At 67.7% G+C, this 23,865-nt stretch carries 18 protein-coding genes; 10 read left to right on the plus strand and 8 right to left on the minus strand.

Translation table 11 applies throughout. The features are described from left to right. Positions 1–4: 4 nt before the first annotated feature. The 5 genes from OG474_RS41555 to OG474_RS41575 are packed head-to-tail and all read right to left on the minus strand — an operon-like array spanning position 5 to position 6,206. Positions 5–616 carry a class F sortase gene (locus OG474_RS41555; protein WP_405059168.1) on the minus strand — a complete coding sequence of 204 codons (612 nt, stop codon included), beginning with the start codon at positions 614–616 and terminating at the stop codon, positions 5–7. Further along, on the minus strand, positions 613–1,743 hold the full coding sequence (locus OG474_RS41560) for a glycosyl hydrolase family 8 (protein WP_405059169.1): 1,131 nt from the start codon (positions 1,741–1,743) through the stop codon (positions 613–615). The genes OG474_RS41555 and OG474_RS41560 overlap by 4 nt, the downstream gene beginning before the upstream one ends. Next, on the minus strand, positions 1,743–2,639 hold the full coding sequence (locus OG474_RS41565; RefSeq protein ID WP_405059170.1) for a DUF4397 domain-containing protein: 897 nt from the start codon (positions 2,637–2,639) through the stop codon (positions 1,743–1,745). The genes OG474_RS41560 and OG474_RS41565 overlap by 1 nt, the downstream gene beginning before the upstream one ends. Positions 2,640–2,666: 27 nt before the next feature. Next, positions 2,667–4,631, minus strand: a complete 1,965-nt coding sequence (locus tag OG474_RS41570) for an ArnT family glycosyltransferase (RefSeq protein ID WP_405059171.1) — start codon at positions 4,629–4,631, stop codon at positions 2,667–2,669. 33 nt (positions 4,632–4,664) lie between these two features. Further along, complete coding sequence (locus tag OG474_RS41575) at positions 4,665–6,206, minus strand: glycosyltransferase (RefSeq protein WP_405059172.1); 1,542 nt, start codon at positions 6,204–6,206, stop codon at positions 4,665–4,667. Positions 6,207–6,693: 487 nt separating this feature from the next. Between OG474_RS41575 and OG474_RS41580 the strand changes: the two genes are divergently transcribed. Next, entirely contained in the window at positions 6,694–6,927 is a 234-nt protein-coding gene (locus tag OG474_RS41580) for a hypothetical protein (RefSeq protein ID WP_405059173.1), read from the plus strand. 120 nt (positions 6,928–7,047) lie between these two features. Further along, positions 7,048–7,764 (plus strand): GAF and ANTAR domain-containing protein, encoded by a 717-nt coding sequence (locus OG474_RS41585; protein WP_405059174.1) that lies wholly within the window; start codon positions 7,048–7,050, stop codon positions 7,762–7,764. A 48-nt stretch (positions 7,765–7,812) separates the two neighbouring features. Here OG474_RS41585 and OG474_RS41590 read toward each other — a convergent pair whose 3' ends face one another. Further along, on the minus strand, positions 7,813–8,640 hold the full coding sequence (locus OG474_RS41590) for a sigma-70 family RNA polymerase sigma factor (RefSeq protein WP_405059175.1): 828 nt from the start codon (positions 8,638–8,640) through the stop codon (positions 7,813–7,815). 370 nt (positions 8,641–9,010) lie between these two features. On the opposite strand from OG474_RS41590, the gene OG474_RS41595 reads away from it, so the two are divergent. The 5 genes from OG474_RS41595 (at position 9,011) to recD (ending at position 18,637) form a co-directional block, all read left to right on the plus strand. Beyond that, the gene (locus OG474_RS41595) at positions 9,011–9,472 is read left to right on the plus strand and encodes an SRPBCC family protein (RefSeq protein WP_405059176.1); all 462 of its coding nucleotides are present in this window, start codon (positions 9,011–9,013) and stop codon (positions 9,470–9,472) included. 238 nt (positions 9,473–9,710) lie between these two features. Then, on the plus strand, positions 9,711–10,157 hold the full coding sequence (locus tag OG474_RS41600) for an SRPBCC family protein (protein ID WP_405059177.1): 447 nt from the start codon (positions 9,711–9,713) through the stop codon (positions 10,155–10,157). A 97-nt stretch (positions 10,158–10,254) separates the two neighbouring features. Beyond that, entirely contained in the window at positions 10,255–13,563 is a 3,309-nt protein-coding gene (gene recC, locus OG474_RS41605; protein ID WP_405059178.1) for an exodeoxyribonuclease V subunit gamma, read from the plus strand. Beyond that, a complete protein-coding gene (locus tag OG474_RS41610) occupies positions 13,563–16,859 on the plus strand; it encodes a UvrD-helicase domain-containing protein (RefSeq protein WP_405059179.1) in 3,297 nt (1,098 codons plus the stop codon). Before recC ends, OG474_RS41610 begins: the two co-directional genes overlap by 1 nt. Beyond that, positions 16,856–18,637: an exodeoxyribonuclease V subunit alpha gene (gene recD, locus OG474_RS41615; protein ID WP_405059180.1), complete on the plus strand. Its 1,782-nt coding sequence runs from the start codon at positions 16,856–16,858 to the stop codon at positions 18,635–18,637. Before OG474_RS41610 ends, recD begins: the two co-directional genes overlap by 4 nt. Positions 18,638–18,746: 109 nt before the next feature. Here the strand turns inward: recD and OG474_RS41620 are convergent, their stop codons facing one another. Both OG474_RS41620 and OG474_RS41625 read right to left on the minus strand, forming a co-directional pair. Continuing rightward, positions 18,747–19,841 carry a hypothetical protein gene (locus tag OG474_RS41620; RefSeq protein ID WP_405059181.1) on the minus strand — a complete coding sequence of 365 codons (1,095 nt, stop codon included), beginning with the start codon at positions 19,839–19,841 and terminating at the stop codon, positions 18,747–18,749. A gap of 357 nt (positions 19,842–20,198) precedes the next feature. Then, on the minus strand, positions 20,199–20,999 hold the full coding sequence (locus OG474_RS41625; protein WP_405059182.1) for an SDR family NAD(P)-dependent oxidoreductase: 801 nt from the start codon (positions 20,997–20,999) through the stop codon (positions 20,199–20,201). 85 nt (positions 21,000–21,084) lie between these two features. Here OG474_RS41625 and OG474_RS41630 point away from each other — a divergent pair, with 85 nt between their 5' ends. From OG474_RS41630 to OG474_RS41640, 3 genes are all read left to right on the plus strand, one after another. Next, a complete protein-coding gene (locus tag OG474_RS41630; protein ID WP_405059183.1) occupies positions 21,085–21,936 on the plus strand; it encodes a helix-turn-helix transcriptional regulator in 852 nt (283 codons plus the stop codon). A gap of 693 nt (positions 21,937–22,629) precedes the next feature. Beyond that, complete coding sequence (locus OG474_RS41635; protein ID WP_405059184.1) at positions 22,630–22,947, plus strand: MerR family transcriptional regulator; 318 nt, start codon at positions 22,630–22,632, stop codon at positions 22,945–22,947. 88 nt (positions 22,948–23,035) lie between these two features. Then, positions 23,036–23,800 (plus strand): arginase family protein, encoded by a 765-nt coding sequence (locus OG474_RS41640; protein ID WP_405059185.1) that lies wholly within the window; start codon positions 23,036–23,038, stop codon positions 23,798–23,800. The last annotated feature ends 65 nt before the right edge of the window (positions 23,801–23,865 follow it).

Below are 23,865 nucleotides of genomic sequence, written 5' to 3' on the forward strand. Positions count from 1 at the left end.
GAGGTCAGTTGACGAGGCTCGCGAAGACGACGATGTTGTCGCGGTAGCCGGCCGACTTGTCGTAGGTGCCGGCGCAGGTGATGAGGCGCAGGGACGGGACCGGGGTCGGGCCGTAGACACGTGCGGTCGGGAAGCCCGACTTGGCGAACTGCTCGACCGCGTCGACCCGGAACTGGACCTGCGTCCGGTCGGCGCGCCGTACGGTGATGACCTGACCGGGCCGTAGTTCCGAGAGCCGGTAGAAGACCGCCGGACCTCGCTTCGAGTCGACGTGCCCGGCGACGATGGCCGGTCCGGGGTCGCCAGGGGCAGGTCCGCCGCGAAGCCAGCCTGCCAACGCAGGATTCTTCGGTACGCCGATCGTCCGGTCGGCCGCGATGCCCAGGAACTCGAGGCCGCTGTCGACCCCGATCGATGGGATCAGCACTCGGCTCGGTATCCGCGCGGCCGGCACCGTCACCGGTAGCAACTGCGGAACCGGCACCTCGCGTGGCACCGACGCCGTCGAACTGGGGACGGTTGGTGTCGCCGGCAGAGTTGGCGCAGGTACGGATGCCGGATCGGCGCCGCAGCCGACGAGCAAGGCCGAAGCGAGCACCAGGAGCAGCTTTCTCATGGCTTCGCCCGTTCCGCGCACGGAGAGATTGGATCCGGACGACCGTCGAGCCACACCGCTCCCAGTGCGGTCCAGGCTGCTCCGTAGTAAGTGGGGGTCCGGCGGTTCAGGTCGGCGGCGCCGGCCATCAGCCGGTTCGCGGCCTGCTCGTCGCCGGCCGCGGTTGCCGCGGCCGCCGCGGCGACGAACGCCAACGGGTGCTGCCAGTCGACCGTCGGACCGCCACCGAGGTCGTAGCTACCACGGATCTGCTCGTTGCCCCGGGCAAGCACTGCGGTGAGCTTCGCGGCCTCGGCCCGATCCTGCGGTCGGCAGGAGATCGCCGCCCGGACCGGAATTCTGGCCGCGTCCAGGCCGAATCCGACCGGTCCGTTGCCCGGCGGCGGCATCGGTTCAACCTTCCCGCTGGTCGTCACCTGCACCCAGTCGGACGGCAACCGCGTTTCCGCGGTGGTCTGCTCCAGCAGCGCGCCGTACCCATCGGCAAGCTGGGACCAGCGTGAATCGCCGCTTGCCTTCGACAGCGTCTCGATCGCGGCCGGTGCGAAGTAGCTCGGATTCACCGCGTACGGCGCCTCGGTCGCCCAGGAACCAGCCACCAGCACTCGGCCGAGCGCCGTCTGTGCGGTCTCGTGATCGAGGACCGCTGTGCCCAGCCGAATGCCTTCGGCGCGATACTCGGGCCGGTCGAAGGTTGCCGCTGCGGCGACCAGGGCGTGCGCTGCGTCCAGATCCGCGTCCGCGGCGGAGTTGGCGTCCGTGATCCGGCCGTCGTACTTCCAGGACAGCAGGCCGTCGGCACGATGCAACTGGGTCCGGGTCCAGTTCCATACCCTGTCGAAAGTGGCCTCGTCCACACTCGCGACGGCCAGCAGCATCGCATAGGCCTGTCCTTCGCTGACAGTGTCACCGCCTTGGTCCCGACGTACGACGCGACCGTCCGGATCCACGTAGTTCGTCAAGAATCCCCGCACCGGGTCGGCCGGCAACGGCGGGGCCGCCGATCCGTTGGCCGGCGGCGGAGGCGCACGATGCAGAGTGATGCCCGCCAGCAGAGCCGCGACCAGCACCGCGACACCGGCAGTCGTGATCAGAAGCGTGCGAGTTCGTGGCAACGTCACCCGCATCAGGCCCTGACTCGCCGCACGACAACGACGCCGGCACCGGCCAGGAGAACGAACAGCGCGAGCGAGGCGATCAGGGCATCGCGGTGAGACTGGCCGGCGGTTCCGCCCAGCCCGGTCTCGGCTCCCTTGGTGGGCATCGCGACCATGCCGGTCGCGTCGACCACCGGCTGGATCCGCAACGGCTGCGACGCCGTACCGAGGACCAGGAGCGTATAGACATTGCCGGCCCGGATGTCGAGCTTGCTGGTACCCGCGCTGCCCGCTGACCGGCCCGGTCCCTTCGCTTCCACGGTCCAGCCGCGGCCCGGCACCTCGCCGTACTGCGTCGCCGTGCCGAAGGGGGCTCCGGACGCCAGGGCGGGCCCACCGACCGCGGTGACGTCGACCGTCTTCGACCCGGCGGCCGCGTTGATCAACCGGACGCGCGCCTTCCCGGCGGGCGGCGGTGTCAGGTCGTCGGGCAGGGTCTTGACCTGCGGTGCCTTCGGAGTGCCGAGTACGGCGATGGTGGTCGCGCCACCGGCCTCCGTCCGCAGGGTGCCGGTGATGACCGGAGCTGAGTCCGGAGCCGACCCGACCGGACGGACGGTGATGCTGTAGACCCCGGCCGGGACCTGACGATACGCACCGAGCTTGCCGTAGCCGGCGGTCTCGGTGATGGTCAGCATGCCGTTCTGGTTCGGTGCCGCGGGCACCTTCCCGCCGGCCATCGACGGAACCTTCGAACCGTCGAACGGCGTCAGTCCGACAACAACCGCGCCGAAGCCTGGCACCAGGTGCCCGGCCCGCACCCAGGACGCGGCGCTCGGCGCGGCGGCGGCAGGCCCGGCGAGTGCCAGGCTGCTTGCCCCGAGCAACAAGAAGGTGACAGTCAGGGGCCGAATGAGGTGTTTCATGAGATCTCCTAAGGGGATGGGAAAGGTTCAGCTTCCGTACGGCGCTGCGACCCTGAGCTCGTAGCTTTCGTTGCCATGCGCTACCAACTCCGCCTGGAACCGGCCGGACTGCGCTGCCAGCAGGGCGCGCAGCCGATCCGCGCGGTCCGCGGCGACACCGGTGAGCAGCGCCTGATGACGCGGTACGCCAGCGGTGTCCTCGCCCGCGACCGCAGGCAGTTCGGCGATGGTCAGCGGACCGGATCCGGCCGCAGTGGCGAGCAGCGTCATCAAGGCGCCGTCCACTCGTCCGTCCCGGAGCAACTCGCGTGCCGGGTCGGCGATGTTCAGATCGGTGTTGCCCGCCAACGCTCGGCCCGCCGCGGTGCGTGCTGCCGCTTGCGCCTGCAGGACCCCGGCCTCCGGCGCCGCCGGCAGGATTCGGCGGACCTCGACCAGTTGATCACCGGTCCCGAAACTCGCCGTCACCACCGATCGAGCCAGACCCGCCTGCAGGGTCGGGAAGGCGCCCGGATCGGCGCGCACCGAGGCGGTAGAGACGATCCACTGGTACTTGTCGGCCCCGGACGGCACCCGGCCGTCGGTATCCGGCTTGTAGTACCAGACCACGTTCTCCCGCGGATGACCCGCACGCACCAGGTCCACCCACAAGGCGTCGTCGGTCAGGATCCGCTGATCCCTGCCGACGTTCGCCTCGATCCAACTGGTTGCCTCAGTCATCGGGCGATCCAAGGGTGCGATCGCCAGACCACGCAGCTGCCCGGCCCAGGCAGGAGCAGCCACAGTCGCGGCCGTGAGCGCCGTACCGGCCAGAAGGACTGCGCCGCCGATCGCCGCCACCCGCCGCACGCCGCGCCTCTCGTCCGCCGCGTTTCTGTGCCGGAGGCCGGTTCGAACGGCTTGCAAGGCTCGGTCCGCCACACCCGCGATGAGCAGCACGCCTACCGGAAGCATCAGGATGACGAACGGCACCGGCAGATAGCCACCGGGCCGGACGATCATGATCAGCAACAACAGGAACGAGATCGCCAAGGGCCGGAGGCGTCTGACCGCGACGGCCGCCGGAGCAGCCACGACCGCCAGCACCGGCAACACGTGGTCCAGCTGCAACCAGATCGCCAAGGTCTTGTGGCTGAGGCTGCCCGCGTCGAAGACGCTTCCACTCGCGGCACGACCGCCGAGCTGGAACCGGATGCCGTTCATCAAGCTGGTGTGGTCGGCACCCGGAACCAGCTCACCCTTGACCGTGGCCATCAGCACATAACCGCCACCGATCAGGACGAAGACCGAGGTCGCCACCGCGACGGCGTACCGGCGTGTCCCACCGGAGCTGCGCTGCCAGAGCATCCAGGCCAGCGCAGGCAGCAACAACAGCGAGGTCTCTTTTGTCAGTACGGCGATGGCGAAGCAGGCGGCGGACGCTGTGAAGGCACCCAGTCTGCGGCGCGGAGTCAGCACCAGAACGAATGCCGCGAGCAACCAAGGCGTCGCGATGTTGTCCAGATAGACCGTGCGGTGGAACTGAATCGCCAACGGAGACAGGCTGAACAGGCCGACGGCAACCGCGGCCGCCCACCGTGGCAGCGCGAGCCGGCGGCCGAGTAGCCACAGCAGCCCGGCGCTGATCACCTGGACGACGAGCATGAACTCACGCCCGGCGGCCACCGCGTTCGGCGCGCGGCCGAATCCGTCGGTCAGTCCCAGATACCCGGCCAGCTGGACCCAGCCGAGCGGAGGATGGTCGTACCAGTAGGTGTAGTGGGTGAGCTCGCCCAGATTGAGGACGGCCCACGCCTGGGCGACGTACGTGCCTTCGTCGTCGATGCGTTGCGGGGCGCCGAACATACCGATCGCGTGCACCGCCGCGGCGACGAGGAGGACCGGCACCAGAACGGCCAGATCGCTGCGGTTCCGCCGCCACCAAGTGGTCGCCGGCTCAGTGATGGTCGGGGCCGCCTCGACAGGACGGCGTTCAGAAATGAGCAGGGTCATGCGGATCTCCAAGCAGGGGGCAGAAGTGCTGGATCAGGCCGCGGCCTTGAGCTCGACCGGCTGCTCTTCGCGGTGTGCGCCGGTGTGGGTCGTCTTCTCCCAGCTACCGTCGCCTCGCGCTTCGCGGATGACTGCGCGGACCGAAGCCGCGGCGAGCATGAGCTGATACGGGAAGGTGCCGAGCAGCAGCCGAACGTAGTCGCGCAGTCGCACCCGTACGTCGTACGCACGGGAGAACTCGCCGAGGCCGGCAGCCTCGACCGCGAGCGTGACCAGGGTCGGGACGAGTGGCAGGAAGGTGATGAGCGCGATCCCGGTCGGCACCTTCGCGAACAGCATTACCGCTACCGACACCGGAATCATCAAGCCGGTGAAGGCCTGCAGGAACGGCATCGCGAGCGTGTACCAGGCGAGTAGACGCTGGCGACGGGTCGGCAACTGACGCCAGACACCTTTGCGCAGTACCTGCAGGAAGCCCTGCGCCCACCGCGTCCGCTGCTTGATCAGAGCCGTCAGATCGCCCGGTGTCTCCTCACGTGTGACCAGCTCGGGGTCATAGGCAACCGCGACGACCGCACCGCGGGTCGACAGCCGGACTCCGAGCTCGCAGTCCTCGGCCAAACACTCCGCGTCCCAACCGTCGATCTCACGCAACAGATCGGTACGGACGAAGACCGTGTTGCCGCCCAGCGGGATGAACCGGGCGCCGGCATGGAAATGCAGGCGAGAGCGGAACCAGAAGTAGTACTCCAAGACATTGCGCAGCGACCACCAGCTGGTCTGCAGGTTCATCAACTGCACACCACCTTGTACGACGTCCGCGCCGGTCTCGGCGAAGCGCCCGGCGATGTGCGGCAGCAACCCGACATGGACCTCGTCCTCGGCGTCGAAGACACCGACGACGTCCCCGGTCGCCTCGGCGAGCGCGGTGTTGAGCGCCTTGGGCTTGTTCTTCGGCACGCTGTGGTCGATCACCACGCGCACCCGGTCCGGGTGCCGCTCCGCCGCGGCCCGCGCGACCGCCTCGGTCCCGGGATCGTCGTGACCGATGATCGCGATCACCTCGAGATCGTCGTACTCCGACGCCGCCAGCCGATCCAGAGTCCGGCCGAGCACCGCCTCCTCGTGCCGCGCGGGCACCAGCAGGGTGAACCTCGGCAACGGTTGGTCGGTCCGCCGGATCCGGCGGAACCGCGTCGCCTCGAGGTGTTCCGGCGTACGCCAGGCATGCAGCATCCACGCCAGCGTCGTGAAGGCGACCGCGGTCAGCACCAACGACACGACGACGAGCAGCACCAAGCCCAACCAACCGGGCACCGAAGTCGGCAACGACGAGCTCACGCCCGGCGCCTGCACTGTCTGATTCGGTACGGCGACCGGCGCGGGCGGTACCAGCTCATCGCCCGGTGCCGGCGAACTGCTGTCGGCCGGCGGAAGCAACGGGTCACCCGCTACGGCAACCCCGACGGGCTGCGCCGCGGCTGCCGACACGATCGCCACCGGAGCGACGGTGAAAGCCAACGCGACCAGGACGGAAACGACGACGGATCTGACACGAGCAGAACTCGGCAGCACAGTAGAACTCCTCACGAGGCGAAGCCGGGCGGACCGGCCGTACAAGCCATGACAACGCAGTGTGGTTGCGCGATCACCGCTGGAACATTCGCCGCGGAGCACCAGTCCGCACGGCAAGGAATGAGCGTTTCTGACACCACGGACCCCCTGAATCGGCACCTCACTGAGCGCCACCGGGGTCCTGGGCAGCAATTGCCACAACGTCAGTCCATTCGGAGCTGCCGCCGATGCGGATAGGTCCGAACAGAGACTGGCGCCCGGGGTGAGCTGCGCCACGTCCAGTCACCTACTTCTCGGTGGCTCCGTCAGGGCGTGCGCGACCTGGTCGACACCTACCTCGATGCCCAAGGCAAGCGCCGTCCTCACTACCTCACCGAGAAGCTCCCCTGACTCCGGGTCGCTGGGCAATCGCGTCGTAGGTGCGGGGCTGGGTACTGGACGGGTTGAAGCCTTCGGGCTTGTTGTCCAGTGAGGAAGGGGGCTTCGGGTGTTCGAGATCGCCGAGGCTGTGACCGCCGCCGTCGACCTGGGTGGATTGGTGCGAGGCAAGGTCGTCGCGGGTACGCCCGGGATTGTGACCGAACGGCTGACCGACGACGGGGGTACGACGACCTACACAGTCGAATTCACGATCGAGCGAGACGATCTGCTCACCGCCAATCACACAACACTCCACCACATCGACCGTGAGTGCCTGAGCCGGTCGGCACACGATATGTGAGGCAAGTGGCATCGCCACGGTCCTCCCGGCCCGGGTAAGGAATCCACCGACTGGCGTACGATATCGACGGTCGCTCGAGCAGCCGGGTGCCGGGAGAAGCGGAGTTCCTAGGAGTTGGGCATGTCCCGAGATCATTCGTCCGCGGAGGCGTTCGGGAAGCTCGCCGCTGAGCTGCAGGACGCGGACGGCGTCGAGCTGACGGTCGAAAGTGTCGTTCAGTACGCATTGCAGGCCGTCTGGTGCACTTACGCGTCGGTGGTACTGGTCGGCCGGGGCCGGCGGCCGGAGATCATGGCGATGACCGATCCCCGGCTGACGAAGCTCGACGAGGCCCAGATCCTGGCCGCGGACGGACCGCTGCTGTCGGTGATCCGCGACCACACCCCGCTGCTCATCCCCGATGTCGGCGCCGATCGGCGCTGGCCCGGAGCCTGGTCGGACGCGTTGACGGCTGCAGGGATCCGGTCGGCGATCCATCTGCCGCTCCTCACCGGCGGATCGGCCCGGGCGGTGCTGAGCCTGTACAGCGACCTACCGAACGGGTTCGACGCGGACGACCTCGCCGTGGCGCACATCCTCGCCGACCACGCCTCGGTGGCGATCGCCGGCGCTCGCCGCGAAGTCGATCTGACCCGGGCCGCCGACGCCCGCAACCTGGTCGGGCAGGCGATCGGCATCCTGATCGAACGCTACGACCTCGACAGCACCCGGGCCTTCACCGTCCTCAAGCGCTACTCACAGGACAACAATCGCAAGCTCCACGACGTAGCCCAAGAGCTGATCGACACCCGCAAACTGTCGAGTCGCACCGATCGCCGGCCGGGATCATCCCAGTAGCTGACGGTTTGTGGCCCACCGTGGCCGTCCTTGCGCAACTCTGTCATCTCAGACCGCCACCGATAGCGGCGCGAGCCGGTCGCGGAGTTCACCGAGGATGCGGCGAAGGAGGCGCGAGACCTGCATCTGGCTGACGCCGATCTCGGCACCGATGTCGGTCTGGTTCCAGCCCTCGATGAAGCGCAACTCCAGGATCCGCCGCTCCCGGGCATCCAGGTCCTCGAGGATCGGCTGCAACATGTCCACCGCCTCCAGACGATCCACTCCCCCGTCGTCCTGATCGGCCACGACATCACCCAGGCTCAACCCGTCGTCGTCCGGACGATCCAGCGACAAGGTGTTGAAACAGCCACGTGCAGCCAGCGCCTGCTCGACATCCGCCGCCTCGACCCCGAGACGCTCGGCCAGCTCCTCGCTCGACGGCTCCCGCCCGAGCTCCTGCTCAAGCGCCGGCAGCTGCGCCGACACCATCCCCTGAAGATCCTGCAGACGGCGCGGAATCCGGACCGTCCACGCGGCATCCCGGAAGTACCTCTTCACCTCACCCCGGATCGTCGGTACGGCGTACCCGATGAACGGCGTGTTCGCGTCCAGCCGGTAGTGGGTCGCGGCCTTCATCAGCCCCAGGAACGCCACCTGCTCAAGATCCTCGAGCTCGGCGCCCCGGCCCCGGAACCGCGCCGCGATTCCGCCCGCGATCTCCAGGTTGAGCTCCACCACCCGCTCGAGCAGCAACTGCTGCTCTACGAGGTCGGGGGTGCGGGCCCGCAGCTCGAACAGCTCGACCGTCGCCGCCTCCCGGGCCGCTCGACCCGCGGCCGTCGAACACTTCATCGGCATCGTCTGCCGGCAACCACTCAGTACCGAAACACTCATTCTTGACCTCGCGACATCAAGTCACGGCGCGGCACACGGTTGGACCGCGGTCAAAGATTGCCCTCTGGTACCCATCTCCCCCCATCTCATGCACTCTCGGGCGCGTCGGCACCCCATCCGCCACCTCGTGAGCGCGAAGTGCCGCTCCACACATAAACCGGACCACGGTGGGCACCGTCCGGAGCTAAGGATGGTCGGTGTCTCGAGACGCCGGAGGTCCTAGGCCTCGGCGTTGGACCAACAGCGTCGGGGCTGCCTCAAAAAGGTCGGCACTGCGCACCGCAGAAGTTTTTGAACAAGTTCAGCATTCGCGTTTCAGCTTGCTCGCTCTGGTCACCGGAGGGCCTCCAATCAACCGGAAAGAGTGGTCATGATGGGCAACATCATCGAGACGGTCGACGTACAGGTCCCGTTGAGCGCGGTCTACAACCAGTGGACCCAGTTCGAGTCGTTCCCGCAGTTCATGGACGGCGTCGACGAGATCCGGCAGACCGACGCGACGCACACGCACTGGGTGACCTCGATCGGCGGGGTCAAGCGCGAGTTCGACGCGACCATCACCGAGCAGCACCCCGACGAGCGGGTCGCTTGGACCACCGATTCCGGTGCCAAGCACGCCGGAGTGATCACCTTTCACCGGCTGAGCGACACCGAGACCCGAGTGACCGCGCAGATGGACATCGAGCCCGAGGGCATCGCGGAGACCGTTGCTGACAAGACCGGCGTGATCTCACGGCGGGTCAAGGGCGACATGGCCCGCTTCAAGGACTTCATCGAGGCTCGGGGCAACGAAACCGGCCAGTGGCGCGGCGACGTCGAGACCGGCGCCTGAGTCCGATGAGCATGGTGGCATGGGTCCTGCTCGCGGCTCTTCCCCGAGCGGACTCCGATGGAGACCCGAGCGACTGGGGCGGCGCCCCCTGGATCGTCGGGGCCGTCCTCCTTCTTCTGGTCCTCATCATCGGTGGAGTGGTCGTGGCCAGGTACCGGAGTCACCGAAGCCGCTGAGGCTTGGGTGGCTGAGAACCAGCGGGGGGGTCGGCGGCTTGACCGGCGGGTACAGGTCACGCATGAGTGAAACCGAGCGCCTGATCAACGCGTCCGTGGCCGACGTGTTCGCCGTACTGACCGATGGGTGGAGCTATGCCTCGTGGGTCGTCGGGGCGTCCAGGATTCGCGACGTCGACCCCGGCTGGCCGGAGCCCGGGCACAGCATCCACCACTCGGTCGGAGTCTGGCCCCTGCTCATCGACGACGCCACAACCGTGCTCCGCCACGAGCCCCTACGCCTCCTCGAACTGAAGGTGCGCGCCTGGCCCACCGGCGAAGGGAAGGTCGAGTTCGAAGCGACCGAGGAGGACGGTGTCTGTCACCTCGTCATGCGCGAACACATGACCAAAGGACCGGCCACGCTCATCCCCACCCAGATCGCCGACCCCATCCTGCACGTCCGCAACGCCGAAACCCTCCAACGCCTCGCCCTCCTGGCCGAGGGCCGCACACCGCCACCCAACTGACCGCATTTTCCCGGTCTCCGAGCCAGTCCACCGTCATCACGGATGCGGTCGGCGACGCCGTCATAGGCTCCGCCACGTCACGTGGCATGCTGCGTCGGTGACCCTGTATCTCCATCGCGCCGAGCGAACCGACCTGCTCGCCGACGCGATGGGTGACGTTCTCGCCGTACCGCTCTCCGACCCGTTCGCCGAAGAGCTCGTGGTGGTCCCTGCGAAGGGTGTTGAGCGGTGGCTCTCCCAACGCCTTGCACACCGATTGGGTACTGCGCCGGGAAGAGGCGACGGGGTCTGCGCCGGAGTACGGTTCGCGACGCCGCGCTCGCTGGTCGCCACGATCCTTGGGCTCGCAGATGACGATCCCTGGGCCGCCGACGCGATGGTGTGGCCGCTGCTCGCTGTGCTCGACGCTTCCCTCGACGAGAGCTGGTGCGAGCCTGTCGCTCGACACCTCGGCCATTTCGCCACCGACGCCGAGGCGGAGCTGCGACAGGGACGCCGGTACGCCGTCGCCGCGAGACTGTCCCGGCTCTTCGCCGCGTACGCCGTACAGCGGCCTACTGTGCTGGCGGACTGGAGCCGAGGCCAGGACACCGACGGCCGCGGGGCGCGGGTAGACGACGATCTGAGCTGGCAACCTGAACTTTGGCGGCGTCTCGTCGACCGGATCGACGCACCGCCGCCGAACGTTCGTCACGCCGAGACTCTGGCCCATCTTCGCGATCGACCAGAGTCTCTCGACCTGCCCTCGCGACTCTCGCTGTTCGGGCATACCCGGCTCCCGGTCACTGAGATCGAGTTGCTCTGCGGGCTGGCCGAACACCGTGACGTACATCTATGGCTCCCCCACCCCAGCAACAGACTCTGGGAACGCCTCGCCACAGCGGGCATCAGCGCAGGCGACCGCACCGCGGACACCAGCCACCAAGAGGCCGACCATCCGCTCCTGGCCACGCTCGGGCGGGACAGTCGTGAGTTGCAACTGGCTCTCACCGTTGCGTCGGCAACTGATCGCCGGCTTCCGTCGCCCAGGGTGCCGGACACCCTTCTCGGCTGGTTGCAGCACGACCTGCACAGCAACACCGTCGCATCCCGAGGCCGCCGCCTGCGCGCCGACGACTCCAGCGTGCGGGTGCATGCGTGCCACGGTGCGGCGCGCCAGGTCGACGTACTGCGGGAGGTGCTGTTGGGGATGCTGAATGCCGATCCCACACTGGAACCCCGCGACATCCTGGTGATGTGTCCCGACATCGAGACGTTCGCGCCCTTGATCAGCGCTCGTTTCGGCCTCGGCGACCTCCGTGCCGACGGCCACCCGGCGCATCGAATGCGGGTCCAGCTGGCTGACCGGTCACTCATCCAGACCAATCCCCTGCTCGGCGTCGCCTCCCAGCTGCTCGACGTCGCCGGCAGCCGGGCCACCGCCAGCCAGTTGCTCGACCTTGCCCGGACCGAGCCGGTACGGCGCCGCTTCCGGTTCACCGATGACGACCTGGACGCGATTACCGGCTGGGTCCGCGAGTCGGGAGTGCGGTGGGCGTTCGACCAGGACCATCGCGCGCCGTACGGTCTCGCCGCCTATCCACAGAACACCTGGCGCTTCGGCATCGACCGGATCCTCGCCGGGGTGACGATGTCCGACGATGCGCATGCCTGGATCGACACGACGCTGCCACTCGACGACGTCGGCAGCACCCGGATCGAGCTGGCCGGCCGGTTCGCGGAGTACATCGATCGGTTGCAGGCAGCAACCAAACGGCTGGAGGGCACCCGGCCGCTGACGGACTGGCTCGACGCCCTGCGCACCGGGATCGATCAGCTGACGCGGGTCGTTCCCGACGACAACTGGCAACTTGGCCAGGTGCACCGCGAGTTCGCCGAGGTCACCGCCGACGCCGGCGCGTTGGCTGAGACACCGTTGAGGCTCTCCGATGTCCGAGCCCTCCTGTCCACCCACCTGGCCGGCCGCCCGAGCCGAGCCAGTTTCCGGACCGGCACGCTGACCATCTGCACGATGGTGCCGATGCGATCGGTCCCGCACCGTGTGGTCTGCCTGCTGGGACTCGACGACGGCGTGTTCCCACGGTTCGGCCTGGCCGACGGAGACGACCTGCTGGCCAGGACCCCGATCACGGGCGAGCGTGATGTCCGCAGCGAGGATCGCCAGCTTCTGCTGGATGCGATTCTTGCTGCGACCGAATCTCTGGTGATTACCTACACCGGCGCCAACGAGTATTCCGGACAGCGGCGCCCGCCCGCAGTACCGCTGGGTGAGCTCCTCGACGTCCTCGATCGCACCACCGACACGAACGTCCGGGATGCTGTGCTGATCAAGCATCCGCTCCAGCCCTTCGACCGCAAGAACCTCGAAGCTGGCCGTCTCGGTACGCCGGGACCCTTCACGTACGACCCGACTGCCTTGGTCGCGGCTCGAGCTGCCGCGGGATCCCGCCCAGCCCGCCCGGAGTTCCTGGCCGGACAGCTGGACGTGGCTGATGACGAGGACATCGCCCTGGCTGATCTCCTGGCGTTCTTCCGGCACCCCGTGAAGGGATACTTCCGGGCGCTCGACCTGACGCTGCCATGGGAGGTCGATGGTGTCTCGGACCAGATGCCGGTGGAGATCGACAACCTGGAGAAGTGGTCGGTCGGCGACCGGCTGCTCCGCGACATGCTGGCAGGAGTCCACCCGAACGACGCGCTGCAAGCAGAGTGGCGACGAGGCACGCTGCCACCGGGACGACTCGGCTGGCGGACGGCGACCGCCGTACGCGACGAAGCCAGAGAGCTCGCGATCAGTGCGCATCCGCACCGGCAGGTCAGTTCCCGGGCCTGTGATCTGGATGTCGATCTCGGCGGTGGCCGACGGCTTACCGGCACCGTGCCGGCTGTGCACGGCCACCGGCTGGTCTCGGTCAGCTTCTCCCGACTTGACGCCAAACAGCTGTTGTCCTGCTGGATTCAGCTGCTCGCTCTGTCCGCCAACGACGACGACCACAATTGGACGGCGCTGGCCATCGGCCGCGGCCGGAACACTCCGGCCACCCGGCTCTTCGGCCCGGTCGGACCGGAAGCCCGCGGGTTACTTGCCGACCTGACCGCGATCTACGACGCCGGCCGGCGCGAGCCGCTTCCCCTTCCACTCAAGACTTCGTTCGCCTGGCACGAAGCACGCCGTACCGGAGACGATCCGGCCACCGCGGCCGGCCGAAGATGGAGCCCGGCCGCCTACGACGGCGAGAACGCCGATCCCGCGCACGTCCGCGTCTGGGGCCCCTACCGCCGGATCGAAGACCTCCTGGAACCGGCCCGGCCCGGCGAGGACCGCCCGGGCGAGCGAACTCGGCTCGGCGCCTACGCTGCCCGGCTCTGGGAACCGATGCTTCGCTACGAGCAAGGAGCGTCGTGATGGAACCCTTCGATCTTCTCGGTGACCTCCCGACCGGAACCGTCGTACTGGAGGCGAGTGCCGGCACGGGCAAGACCTATGCGCTGGCCGGATTGGTCACCCGTTTCGTGGCCGAGGGCCGGGCCAGGCTCGACGAGATGCTGCTGATCACCTTCGGTCGCGCGGCCAGCCAAGAACTCCGCGAGCGCGTCCGAACCCAGTTGCTCGACGCCGAACTCGCACTGACCGACCCGGCCCGTTGGGCTGCCGACGAAGGCCTTCTCGGTCACCTCGCCAACGGCAGCGCCGAAGAGATCGCGGCGCGGCATCTGCGTCTTCGCGATGCGCTGGCCAACTTCGACGCCGCGACCATCGCAACCACGCATCAATTCTGCCAGCTCGTCCTGCGATCGCTCGGCGTCGCAGGTGACACCGATGCAGGCGTCACGCTGGTCGACGATCTAGGAGATCTCGTGACCGAGGTGGTCGACGACCTCTACCTCAGCCGCTTCGGGAGCTTGGCCGACCAGCCACCCGTCAATCGGGCCACCGCACTCGAGATCGCGCTGAAAGCAGTCGCCAACCCACACACCAAACTGGTTCCGGACCAGTACGCCGTGGCTTCGCCGGAGGGCGTCCGGATCGAATTCGCGCACGCGGTACTGGCTGAGATGGAACGTCGCAAGCGCCGCCTCGGCATCCTCGGGTACGACGATCTGCTCACCAGACTCGCGGCCGCCCTGGAAGATCCCGACGCGCCGGCCCGCAAGCAGATGCAACGTCGGTGGTCGGTCGTCATGGTCGACGAGTTCCAGGACACCGACCCGGTGCAGTGGAAGGTGATCGACGCAGCCTTCAACGGGCCCAGCACCCTGGTGCTGATCGGCGATCCCAAGCAAGCCATCTATGCATTCCGTGGCGGCGATATCGCGACCTACCTCACCGCCGCGGCCACGGCCGGACAGCGGCGTACCCTCGATATGAACTGGCGCAGCGACAAGCCGCTGGTCGACTGCCTCCAGGTCGTCATGGGCGGAGCCCAGCTCGGCCACAAGGACATCGTCGTGCATCCGGTGGCCGCCCATCACCAGGGCGGCAGGCTTGCTGGAGCACCGTCGGTCGCCCCCTTCCGGCTGCGGGTCGCGCGCAGGGACCAGTTCGGCTCGGCCCAGCGAAAGAGCATCCCGATCGACGAGCTCCGCGATCACATTGCCCGCGATCTGACGGCCGACATCGGTCGTCTGCTGACCGCCGGCGCGACGTACGCGGATCAACCGGTCCGCGCAGGTGACGTCGCGGTCATCGTCGAGACACACAAGGACGCGCGCGTCTGTCGGGAGGAGCTGGCCCGAGCCGGCATCCCTGCTGTCTACTCCGGAGACCTCGACATCTTCTCGTCGCAGGCCGCCAAGGACTGGCTCTGTCTGCTCGAGGCGTTCGAGCAACCGCACCGCTCCGGCCTGGTCCGTGCGGCGGCGACCACGATGTTCTTCGGCGAAACGGCGGCGGGCCTGCGCGCCGGTGGCGAGGAGCTCACCGACCGGACCGGGCAGACGCTGCGCGCCTGGGCCGACCGGCTGCGCACCAGTGGTGTCGCGGCGGTCTTCGAGGCCGCGCAGGCGCACGGGATGACCCAGCGCGTACTTGGCTGGCGCGGCGGCGAGCGCGACATGACCGACCTGGCTCACCTGGCCGAGTTGCTCCACGAGACCGCGCACCGCGAGGGCTTCGGACTGCCCGCCCTGCTCGACTGGTTGCGTACGGAGTGCACCGGCCGCGGACGCACGGTCGAGCGAACTCGGCGGCTCGACAGCGACGCGGCCGCCGTACAGATCATGACTGTGTGGGTCAGCAAAGGCCTGCAGTATCCAGTCGTGTACCTGCCGTTCGGTTTCACCCGCCACGTGGTCGAGGAGACCGAACTCCTGGTCTTCCACAAGGACGGCGAGCGGCGTCTCGACCTCGGCGGCAAGAAGCACCGCGGTCACCGCGCCAATCAAAAGCTCTGGCGCGTCGAGGAGGCCGGTGACGACATCCGCCTGACCTATGTCGCCCTGACCCGGGCCCAGTCACAGGTCGTGGCCTGGTGGGCGCCGTCCTGGGACGAGATCAATGGCGGCATCTCGCGGCTGCTGCGCGGCCGGAAACAAGGCGAAGCGATCGTGCCCGACACTCTCGACAGGTCATCCTCCGACGACGAAGTACTGAGCTGGCTGCGGCGCTGGCAGCAGGCCGGTGGGCCAGTGGTCGAGGATTCCGTCATCGCCGAGCACTCCGAGCCCGTCCCCGACGAACTCCCCGGTGGGCTCGCGTCCGGAGTCTTCACCCGCGAAGTCGACCTCACCTGGCGCCGTACGTCGTACTCGGGGCTGATCCGTGCGGCCGACCAACAGGTGGGCGGTGTCGCCAGCGAGCACGAAGAGAGTCAGTTGGAGGATGAGTCCGTCGACCCGGTATCGGCGCGTCAGCCGGCGTCAACCGCTGCGCTGCCATCTCCGATGGATGGGCTCCCGGCGGGAGCCACGTTCGGGTCGCTCGTGCACGCTGTGCTCGAAGAGGCGGATCCACAGGCGCCCGACCTGCATGCCGAGCTGACCGTAAAGGTCCGCGAGCAGTTGCGATTCTGGCGAGTCGACGTGACCGCCGATGTGCTGGCCACCGCGCTGCTGCCGATGCACACGACCCCCCTCGGTCCGCTGGTTCCCGGACTGACTCTCGGCGAGTTGGGCCGCGCCGACCGGCTCCGCGAACTCGACTTCGAAATCCCACTGGCCGGCGGCGACGACGCGGTTCTGACCGATATCCGGCTGGAGCAACTGGCGCCGCTGCTGCGCACCCATCTGCCGGCCGACGATCCGCTTCTCCCCTACGCCGATCGCCTCGAACAGCCACTCCTCGGTCGGCAGAGCCTGCGCGGCTACCTCACCGGCTCGATCGACGTCGTACTGCGGGTTCCGCACGGCTCGGAGCATCGCTTCGTCGTGGTCGACTACAAGACCAACCGGCTCGGCGACGCCGAACAGCCCGCGACTTCTTCGGAGTACCTTCCTGAGCAACTGGGTGCCGCGATGTTGCACTCCGACTATCCGTTGCAGGCAATGCTTTACTCGGTGGTCCTGCACAGGTACCTCCGATGGCGGCTGCCGGGCTACGACCCCGACGTACATCTCGGTGGGGTGATCTACCTCTACCTGCGCGGCATGTGCGGACCGCAGACGCCGATCGTGGACGGGCACCCGGCCGGGGTGTTCAGCTGGCCGATGCCGACAGCACTCGTACTGGCCCTGTCCGAACTGCTCGACGGGAGCACACCATGACCGCGTCAGTCGACGAGTTCGACTCCGCCCTCGCGCTTACCGCGACCGGGATCCTGCGCGACTTCAACGCGGCCGGCGTCATCGTGGCCGCCGACGTTCATGTGGCCTCTCGACTCACTGCACTGCTTGCTGAAAGCAACGAATCCGTGGCGCTTGCCTGTGCTTTGGTAGCACGAGCCGTTCGTGCCGGATCCGTCTGCCTCGACCTGGCCGAGGTCCGCGACGAGGTTGGTGACGATGGCGACGAGCTGGCCTGGCCTGCCCTGGACGAGTGGCTCACGGCTGTGGCGGCGAGTTCGTTGCTCAGCGCCCCACACCCGCTCCGCCTTGAGGGCACTCGCCTGTACTTCGATCGCTACTGGCGAGAGGAGGCGGAGGTCGATCAGAACCTTCGCCGTCGGGCCGGCCGACCCGCACCCACCATTGCCAGTGAAACAGCTCTGACCGCAGGACTCGACCGCCTCTTCCCCGGTCCGGCTTACATCGAACAGCGGACAGCGGCCGAAACAGCTGCCCGGCAATGGACGACGGTCCTCACGGGCGGCCCAGGCACGGGCAAGACCACCACGGTCGCGGGCCTGCTGGCCCTCCTTGCGGAGCAGGCAGACCTGGCCGGGGATCGCAGCCCACGGATAGCCCTCACCGCACCAACCGGTAAGGCAGCCGGCCGCCTCGAGGAGGCCGTTCGGCGCGAGATGACTGAGCGCCTCACTGCGGAGGACAGGGAAAGACTCGGCGAGTTTCAGGCCCGAACCCTGCACATGCTGCTCGGTCGGCGACCCGATTCGTCGACGCGGTTCCGCCACGACCGGGACAACCGTCTACCGCACGACATCGTCATCGTCGACGAGACCTCGATGGTTTCCCTGACGATGATGGCGCGGCTCCTCGATGCGGTCCGGCCCGAGGCCCACCTGGTCCTGGTCGGCGACCCCGACCAACTCGCATCTATCGAAGCAGGCGCAGTACTCGCCGACCTCGTCGAGGGACTGGTCGCCGGCGGGCACATCGAAGCGGCAGAGCTTCGAACCTCGCACCGATTCGGAGGTGAGATCGGCAAGTTGGCGTTAGCCATTCGCGACGGCCGGCCAGAGGTCGTCCTCGACGCCCTCCGTGAAGGCGGTGACCGAGTCCACTTCGTCGATGACGACGATCCTCTCGAAACTCTGCGTTCGGCGGTACTCCCCGACGTACTGGCAATCCGGGCGGCCGCTGAGGCCGGCGACACAGACGCCGCGCTGGCAGCACTGGACCGTCATCGCCTTCTCTGCGCCCACCGCGAGGGTCCATGGGGAGTCAGCCACTGGAATCGAACCGTCGAGCGCTGGATCACCGAGGAAACCGACGACCCGCTCTGGGACACCTGGTACGTCGGCCGACCGGTGCTGGTGACCGCCAACGACTACGCCCTCGGCATCTACAACGGAGACGTCGGCGTCACCATCCGACGCCCTGACGGGTCCCTCCGAGTCTGCATCGACAGCTCCCGCGGCCGCCTCGACCTCGCCCCCACCAGACTCGGCAACATCGACACCCTCCACGCCATGACCATCCACAAAGCCCAAGGCAGCCAAGCCACCGAAGTCACCGTCCTGATGCCAGGCGAAGAATCCCGCCTCCTCACCCGCGAACTCTTCTACACCGCCGTCACCCGCGCCCAAAACAGAGTGCGAGTAGTCGGCACCGAACCCGCCATCCGCTCAGCCCTGACCCGCCGCGCACTCCGCGCAACCGGCCTCCGCCAACGACTGACCAACGATCCAAGCGTGCGATCGTGATTGCGCGTAACCTCAACGACGCTGACGCAGAGAGCGACGCGGATCGGGGTTACGGCATGAACGCCACCTCGCCGACGATCGCAGCGCACTTCCGCGCACGGTGTCCGTGTCAGTGGTTGTACGTGGTTTCAAGCTTGGTGCGGCGGGTGGTGACGTCGTCTTGATCGTCGCCGAAGACGATCAGGTGCAGCGTGGTCTGGTTGATCGTGTTGTCGGTACGGCGGGTGTCGTGGCCGCCGGTGAGGGCGAGCCCACCGCGCTGCAGCGCGGGCCGCAGCGCGGCCAGCAGTTCGGCGATGGGTGCGGAGGTGGTGAGTTTCGTCGACTCCGACGGACAGTCCAGGGCGTCGGGGCGGATGGTGTGCAGCGCCAGCAGCGGGATGGACCCGCTGGTGATGCGGAAGTTGAGGTCGAGCATGACCAGTCTGCCGTCGTAGGTCTGGGCGCAGTCGAGGCTGCACATGCCGCGGTAGCCGACATCGGCAGCGCGCTGGGCGATCGCCAGACATTCGGTCAGCAGGTCGGCGGGTAAGGGGACGACGAGCCCGAAGCGGCCGCCGGTGTAGACGCCGCCGGCGTCGATACGCTGGTCGGTCACGGCGAGCAGGCGGGCCCGGCCGTCGGCGGCGACGTACAGCTGGATACCCCAGTTGCGGTGGATGTCCAGGTATTCCTCGACGACCACCTCGGTGACGATGTCGGTGAACGCGGGCAGGATCACCGGGTCCCCTGCTCGGTGCAGGTAGACGTCCAGGCTGGCGCCGTGAGCGGCGTTGGTGGCGGCCTTGAGCACCCAGGACTTCTCGGCGGGGGTGGCTTCGGCGAGCTCGTCCATGATGACGATCTGGCGGCGGGCCTGGAAGCGGGGGTCGACGAAGGTGCTGATGCTGGCTTTGTTGTTGAGGTAGCCGACGAGCTCGGCGCTCTTCACGGAGCGTTCGTCGGGGTACAGAGCCGCGGGCTGCGGGTACTCCATGGACATGAGCAGGCCGTCGCTGAGGGCTTCGGCGACGCGGGCGGCGAACTCGGCCTCGGTGCGGAACTCGCGTGGATCGGTGCTGACGGGCAAGCCGCCGTCGCGGAGGGCGGCGAGGAGGTTGGGTTCGGTGCCACCTGCGCTGGTGATGACGGGGGTGTCGGCGGCGATGGCGAGGGGGCGGGCGGACAGGACGTCGCGGGTGTTGCGGTGTCTGCTCGACGGCACAGCCGGTTCCTGGGCGGGGCGTGCGCAGACGGCGATACCGGGGCCGTAGATGTCGGTGAGGGTGCGAGGGGCGGCCAGGATCGGTGAGAGCGCAGATGCTGTAATGAGAGATCTCCCTTGTGGGGGTGGTGCTTGTACCCGGTCCTGGGCCTGGAGTAGTGCGAACTGACCGGGAGCGGTGAAACGCGCCTGGATGAGGCTGCGTCCGCTCCGGGACGAAGGCGCGCCCGCGCATGTGACCGCGCGGGCGGGCGTATACGCCAACTGTCTCACGTTGCGCAAGGCCCGGTACTGAGAGTGGAGGGCAGCAGGCCGCCAACGCACCTCTTTATGTGCCGGCAAGGGTGCGATGGTTGTCTAGGCGCCGGCGCCGCCGTCGATGGGGATTATGGCGCCGGTTACTACTGAGGCTCGGTCGCTGAGTAGCCAGGCGGCCAGTTCGGCGACTTCGCGGGGGTCGGCCATCCGGCCTAGTGGGGTGCTTGCGTTGATGCGGGCGACGACTCCTGGGGTGGCTGCCTCCCAGGTGTCGATCATCTCCGTTGCGGTGCCGCCGGGAGTGATGCCGTTGACGCGGACGCCCTGCGGTGCCCAGGTGACGGCGGCTGTTTCGGTGATGCTGTTGAGGGCACGCTTCATCGCGCCGTACGCGGGCAGCGCCGGGTTGGCGCGGCGGCTGCCGATGCTCGAGGTGTTGACGATCGCCCCGCCGCCGCCACGCCGCATCAGTTCGTACTCGGCCGTCATCGCGGTCCAGTGCGCCCGGAAGTTCACCTCGAACTGCTCCTCGATGTCGTCGTCGCTGGTCGTGTCGAGCGGGCCGGGCTGCCGCTGGATCGCGGCACCGTTGTTGAACGCGGCATCGAGCCGCCCGTGCAACTCGTCGACGCGGTCGACGGCTGCGCGAATGCTCGAACGGTCGGCGAGATCCATCGTCACGGCATCCGCGACGCCGCCGTCTGCCCGGATCTCGGTGACGAGCTGTTGAAGAGCGTCCGTGCCGCGGGAGGCGAGTACGACGGCGGCGCCCTCGGAGGCGAAGAGCCGGGCTGCGGCCGCTCCGATGCCGCGGCTGGCACCGGTGATGAGTACGACCTTGCCGGCCAGCAGACCGATAGGAGTGCCGTCGGTGGATGTGTTGTCGGTGTTCGGGGTCATGGCACCAGGGTCGGATGATCTCCGGAGCGGATACAGGCACAGGCTGTACCAGGATCCGCCGGCGGATACCGGGCAGACTGAGGTTATGGACAAGCAGGAGCTCGGAGCGTTTCTCCGGAGTCGCCGCGAGCGGTTGCGGCCGGAGGATGTGGGGCTGCCGTCAGGGGCGCGGCGTCGGACGCCTGGCCTTCGTCGCGAGGAGGTCGCGGTTCTCGCGCACATCTCCACCGAGTACTACGTGCGCCTCGAGCAAGGTCGGGCGCCACGCCCATCCGGTGAGGTGCTGGCCGGGATCGCAGGAGCGTTGCGACTCACGGACGCGGAGTCAGATCATCTTCACCTGCTTGCCGGTACTGCGCCGAGTCGTACCGGACTGCATCGGCGCGACGTCCGCCCGAGCATCCTGACCCTCCTCGAACGGTTGCCGCAGACGGCCGGATTCGTGACGTCAGCCGTGTTCGAGGTGCTCGCCTGGAACGATCTCGCGGCCGCGCTGATGGAGGACTTCGGCGAGCTCGCCCCGAAGGATCGCAATCTCGCCCGTCGCGCCTTCCTTGCGCCGCCGCATGACGGCCCGCCGCTCTACGGGGTGTCCGACGCTACCGAGTTCAAGCAGAACGTCGTGATGGAGCTCCGGTCGACGCTGACCCGCTATCCGTCCGACCCCGCGGTGACCGGCCTGATCGACGAGCTGAGGGCGGGCAGTGCCGAGTTCGCCAGACTCTGGGAACGGCACGACGTACAGGCGACGCAAATGGTGACGAAGTCCTTCCATCACCCGGTCGTCGGCAAGGTCACCGTCGACTGCGACTCGCTCGCCCTGACCGACCGCGACCAGCACCTGGTCCTCTACAGCGCCCCGGCCGGCTCCCGCGACGCCGAGGCACTGGCCCTCCTGAACGTCCTCGGCGCCGAAGCCAACGAATACCGGCGATAGTGAGGTCGCGACGATCGCCGGGCTCAGCGTCGAGTACTACGCGAAAGCCTCCTGGGCGGCACCGGAGAAGCTCCTTCACGACGCCTCCAATATCTATCGTGGCGGGATTAGACATTGCCCCCTGGCGTGTGTAGTGTTCCTCGTGTTGACAGAGAAGAACAGCGAAGCTGACGTGGACAGCTAACGACCTGTCCAAGAGTGTGATTGTGCAGTAAGTACGACGGCGGACTCCGCCGGGCCGATCAGTGAAAGGGCTCGGGTTTCGCGCCGAGGTCAGAGTCTGTGGAGCCAGTGGTCGATCGGGGTTCCGGGCTTGACGAACGAAGTAGCAGTTCCGCAGTTGTGGTTGCAGTTCCGTTCTCGCAGTTGCAGTTTGTGGTCCGTAGTTGAAGTAGTAGTACAAGTTGTTGTTCGAGAGAGAAGGGATCGGATTACGCCGTCGGATCGCCCGCCAGTGCCAGTACTTCGCCGGGCGGGTGCCGTGGTTCCATCAAGAAGGAAGGTGGTCTTCGGTTACGCATTCAGCGATCCCTGCAGCGATGGCCTTCACGTGGCGCGCTGTGGACAGGCAAGGCCGGCCTCACGGCCGGTAGATGGTGACAATCCAACAACCCCTCTGGGCCCCGGTGCTTCGGCACCGGGGCCCTTCGGCACGGAGGTTCGATGACCCCAGAAATGCACACGGAGACTTTGTTGAGTTCAAGCACGACGGCCGGATCGGCCCATTTCGATGACGATGACTACCCTGCCTTCACGATGGGCCGCGCCGCGGAGATGCTCGGAACCACGCCGGGATTCCTGCGCAGCCTGGACGACGCGAAACTGATCACTCCGCAACGCTCCGATGGCGGTCACCGCCGCTACTCGCGCTACCAGCTACGCCTGGCCGCTCGCGCCCGCGAGCTCGTCGACCAGGGCACCGGCCTCGAGGCCGCCTGCCGGATCATCATCTTGGAAGACCAGCTGGCCGAAGCGTTGCGGATCAACGAAGAGCGGAACAACCAGCCGTAGCCGCGAGCACCCGCAGACGTCCAGACCCGGTAACAGGTCGCCGGCGTCGCCGAAAAGCACGCCGCGGTGAAGCGCTTATCCTGAGCTTGTGACTACCATCGTGGTGCCGTATCACCAGGACGAACGTCTGCCCGACGAGAGCATTCCGGTGCCTCCCGACGGGACCACCGTGACAGTGGATGCCCCGTTGCCCGACGGGAGTGTCTGGCAGCGCCTGGCGACGCTGTACGACGTGGTCGCGCGGACGGTGGCCGCTCATAGCGGGCCGGACGTCATGCCTGTTGTGATCTCCGGAGACTGCCTGGTAGCGCTCGCAACGATTGTCGGCACCCAACGGGCCGGCCTGGATCCCTCCATCGTTTGGTTCGACGCGCACGGCGACGTACACACCTTGCAGACGTCAACCTCCGGCTACCTCGGCGGCATGGCCCTCAGCTTGGCAATGGGCCGGCACCCGGAGCGACTCGCCGAACCCCTGGGGCTGCGCCCACTGTCCGAGCAGCAGGCCGTTCTGGTCGATGCCCGCGACCTGGACCCTGCCGAAGCCGACTTTCTGTCCACCAGCGAACTGAAGCGCTACAGCGTCGAAGATCTCCTACCCGCGGGACTTCCGGGCGGAGCGCTCATCCTGCACGTCGATGTCGACGTGATCGACATCGACGAACTTCCCGGAATGCGGTTCCCCGCCCCCGATGGGCCGTCCAAGAACAGCGTCCTGGCAGCACTACACCGCGTGCTGCAGACAGGTCGCGTGGTCGCTCTGGACATCTCGTGTCCCTGGAACCCGGCCGCCGGTCAGCAGGACGTGGCGATCAGGACCGCCTTGCTCAAGGAACTGGTCGCCCTTCGATAAGGGCGCAGCGCAGAGAGTCGGTCACGGCCACAAACCATTCCGTATCTGGCACGAGAGCACCGACC

Origin of the sequence: Kribbella sp. NBC_01505 (assembly GCF_045040285.1) — a bacterium.
Classification (GTDB): domain Bacteria; phylum Actinomycetota; class Actinomycetes; order Propionibacteriales; family Kribbellaceae; genus Kribbella.